Genomic DNA, 3,711 nt, shown 5'->3' with positions numbered 1-3,711 from the left:
CCGTCATCGGCGTGCAGACCGTTCCGAGCGAACAGACGCACCGGTATGGGGTGGTTGCGCCCTTGGAGAAGTTCGGACGTTTACACGAAGTGAGCTATTTTGTGGAGAAACCGCCGGCAGGACAGGCTCCGTCGAACCTGGCCATTATGGGCAGGTATGTGCTGACGCCGGAAATTTTCAGCTACCTGGAACTGCAGGAAGAAGGAGCGGGCGGGGAAATTCAGCTGACTGACGCCATTCAGAAGCTGAACGAGAACCAGGGCGTCTATGCTTACGATTTCGAAGGCACGCGTTACGATGTCGGCGAGAAGCTGGGCTTCATCATGACGACACTGGATTTTGCGCTGCAGTACGAAGAACTGCGCGCCCCGCTGCTGCAGGGGATGGAGCATATTCTCGAGCGGGAACAGCTCGGCAAAATAAATCGCTAGTGAGGTGATAGGTGGTGATCTCTCCCACACCGCAAAGAAACGAGTCGGATGTCGCATTCGAGGGTACGCCGGCGTACTCGCCATATGTTCTGGAGAACGACAATCCCCGGGTCATCTATCAAGCGTTTAAAAGAGCGACGGATATCGTCCTTGCGCTGATCGGCCTTGTCGTGCTCTCACCGCTGTTTCTGATCGTCGCTATACTGATTAAACTGGAGGACCCGAAAGGGTCCGTTTTTTTTGGACAAACCCGTATCGGTAAAGACGAAAAGCCGTTCCGGATGTACAAGTTCCGTTCCATGGTATCCAATGCCGAACAGCTGCTGGATGGACTTCTGGAGCAAAACGAAATCAGCGGCGCCATGTTCAAAATGAAAAAGGACCCGCGCATCACCCGGGTGGGCGCCGTCATCCGCAAAACGAGCATTGACGAGCTGCCGCAGCTCTGGAACGTCGTGCGCGGTGACATGTCTCTCGTCGGTCCCCGGCCGGCCCTTCCACGGGAGGTCGCGGAATACAGCAGCTACGATAAGCTGCGCCTGATGGTCATCCCCGGGTGCACCGGCCTCTGGCAGGTGAGCGGGCGAAACGAGCTGAGCTTCAGCGAGATGGTGGAGCTGGATTTGCGGTATATCGAGCAGCGCGGCGTGATGATGGATTGGAAGATTATTTTTATGACGATCAGGATGTTTGCAGGTTCGAAGAATGCTTATTAAAGATCGGGCAGGAGCTGATGGTTTATGGATTTGAATTCGAGAATTTATGTGGCTGGACATCGAGGATTAGTGGGGTCTGCGATTCTGCGGGCCCTCCAACAGCGGGGGTTCCACCATTTAATCACCCGTACAAGCACAGAACTGGACTTGAGAAATAAGGCCGAGGTCGATCGTTTTTTTGGACAGGAACAGATCGAATACGTTTTTTTAGCGGCTGCCAAGGTTGGGGGGATTACGGCGAACAATGATTACCCGGCGGATTTCATCAGGGACAATTTACTCATCCAAACGAATGTCATTGACGCTGCGTACCAAAACCAAGTGAAGAAGCTGTTATTCCTTGGTTCCACCTGTATCTATCCGAAGTTTGCCCCGCAACCGCTAAAGGAAGAATACCTGCTTACCGGTGAACTTGAACCAACCAATCAGCCCTATGCTATTGCCAAAATTGCAGGCATCAACATGTGCCAGTCGTACAACCGCCAATACGGAACGAATTACATATCGGTGATGCCGACGAATATGTACGGCCCCAACGATAATTTTGACTTACAAACGTCCCATGTTCTGCCGGCGTTAATCCGCAAATTCCATGAGGCGAAGCAAAACAATCTCAGCTCGGTCGAGGTATGGGGGACTGGAAACCCCAGACGGGAGTTCCTTCATTCGGATGATTTAGCTGAAGCCTGTTTGTTCCTTATGGATCAGTATGATGACAGCGACATCATTAATGTTGGCGTTGGTCAGGATATTTCAATCAGGGAACTGGCGGAGCTCATCCAGTCGGTGGTTGGTTATGAAGGGAAGATTGTGTTCAATTCGACTGTGCCGGATGGTACCCCTAGAAAACTGGTTGACGTTACGAAAATCAACAAGCTCGGCTGGAAAGCCAAAGTTACACTTAAGGGAGGTCTGGAATCGGTTTATAAGGCTTACCGGGACGACCTTTTAATCAAACAAGTATAGAAAATATCGGAGGATAATATGAAAAGAGCGCTGATTACAGGGGTTACAGGACAAGACGGTTCCTATTTGGCGGAGTTATTGTTGGCAAAAGGGTATGAAGTGTTTGGACTGCGGAGACGGACGAGCACGCCAAACTACGAAAATATTCAACACATCAAAGACCAGATTAAATGGATTTCCGGGGACTTGACGGATTTGGCTTCCTTGATTGAAGCGGTACGCTTATCCGATCCTGACGAGGTGTATAACCTCGCCGCCCAATCGTTTGTTGCCGCATCCTGGCCCCAGCCTTTGGCAACGGGACAAATGACTGCGATTTCGGTAACCAACATGTTGGAAGCCGTGCGCATTATAAAGCCGCAGGCTAAAGTCTACCAGGCTTCCAGCTCCGAGATGTTTGGAAAGGTCGTCGAAACGCCGCAAAAGGAACAACTCCATTCTATCCGCGCAGCCCCTACGGCGTTGCGAAAGTATATGGACATTGGATCACGGTCAACTATCGCGAAAGTTTTAACATGTTTGCTTGTTCTGGAATCCTATTTAATCACGAGTCTCCGCGGCGCGGACTTGAGTTTGTGACCAGAAAGTAACGAACGGCGTTGCCAGAATTAAGCTCGGTCTGGAGCACGAACTGAGAATGGGGAATCTGGATTCGCTTCGGGACTGGGGATTTGCCGGGGATTATGTGAAGGCCATGTGGCTGATGCTGCAGCAAGACGAGCCGGATGACTATGTTATTTCCACAGGCGAAATGCACAGCGTTAAGGAGCTTCTCGAAGTAGCTTTCTCGTATGTTGGTTTGGATTACAGAGATTACGTTGTGATTGATCCCGAATTTGTGCGTCCCGCAGAAGTGGATCTATTGCTGGGCGATTGTTCGAAGGCCAAGGAAAAGCTGGGTTGGCAACTGGAAGTAGGCTTTAAACAGTTGATTCAGATGATGGTTGATGAGGATTTGAGGAGAGTTCGAAATGAGAGTGTAAAATATGGAGTCCCCGCTGTACATTAATGCAACAAATTAGTGGATCGGCGCTTTTGTTGAAATACAATTGATCCTTTTCGGAGTGGAGACGCGTCTTATGAAACTGCTTAATAAACTGCAATCATTAAAAAAAACGGAGATTTTAAAAATGTATTATATAGTCTCTCATCGTATTTCGTATCGCCCATTGTCATTATTGTAACGACTCCCATACTTTTGAAAACGTTAGGCAGCTCCGATTACGGTATTTGGGTGCTAATTAATTCGCTGATAAATGTCCTAGGCATCTCGAATTTTGGTCTAGGAAATGCATTTATTAAACTTGGATCGGAATATGCGTCCGATGAAGATGACCCTAGGTTTGGGCAGATGTTCTCTGTATCATTTACACTTTCCGTTATTCTGGCCGTTGTGATGAATGTACTGGCATTAGCATTGGATACCACCCTTTTCCCGCTTTTTTTGGTCATTCCAGTTTAGACTCTATTTTGCCAGTAATTCACCTCGTTGGTGGTGTCGTTGGTCTTAGAATTATTAATAGTGTAATTTCAGGATCCTATATGGCTAAGCAGAGATACGATATCAATAGTAAAGTGAATATAGCCTATAATCTGAT

3 protein-coding genes and 1 pseudogene are annotated in these 3,711 nt (G+C 48.6%); all 4 read left to right on the top strand.

Features of this window, described 5'->3' with window-relative positions:
• On the top strand, positions 1 to 431 hold a 431-nt coding region (locus CPT76_RS01410; RefSeq protein WP_258167970.1), incomplete at its 5' end, for a sugar phosphate nucleotidyltransferase.
• 17 nt (positions 432 to 448) lie between these two features.
• On the top strand, positions 449 to 1,147 hold the full coding sequence (locus tag CPT76_RS01405; RefSeq protein WP_105441875.1) for a sugar transferase: 699 nt from the start codon (positions 449 to 451) through the stop codon (positions 1,145 to 1,147).
• Positions 1,148 to 1,171: 24 nt separating this feature from the next.
• Entirely contained in the window at positions 1,172 to 2,113 is a 942-nt protein-coding gene (gene fcl, locus CPT76_RS01400; protein WP_105441692.1) for a GDP-L-fucose synthase, read from the top strand.
• Between the two features lie 18 nt (positions 2,114 to 2,131).
• Positions 2,132 to 3,122, top strand: a pseudogene (gmd, locus tag CPT76_RS01395) (GDP-mannose 4,6-dehydratase).
• Positions 3,123 to 3,711 lie beyond the last annotated feature (589 nt).

Source organism: Paenibacillus sp. AR247 (assembly GCF_002968895.1).
Lineage (GTDB): Bacteria > Bacillota > Bacilli > Paenibacillales > Paenibacillaceae > Paenibacillus_AQ > Paenibacillus_AQ favisporus.
This window is presented reverse-complemented; position numbering and strand designations above follow the sequence as displayed.

Bases quoted from the DNA above. Each gene is read 5' to 3' on its own strand.
- fcl (WP_105441692.1), top strand. From the start codon at position 1,172: ATGGATTTGAATTCGAGAATTTATGTGGCTGGACATCGAGGATTAGTG.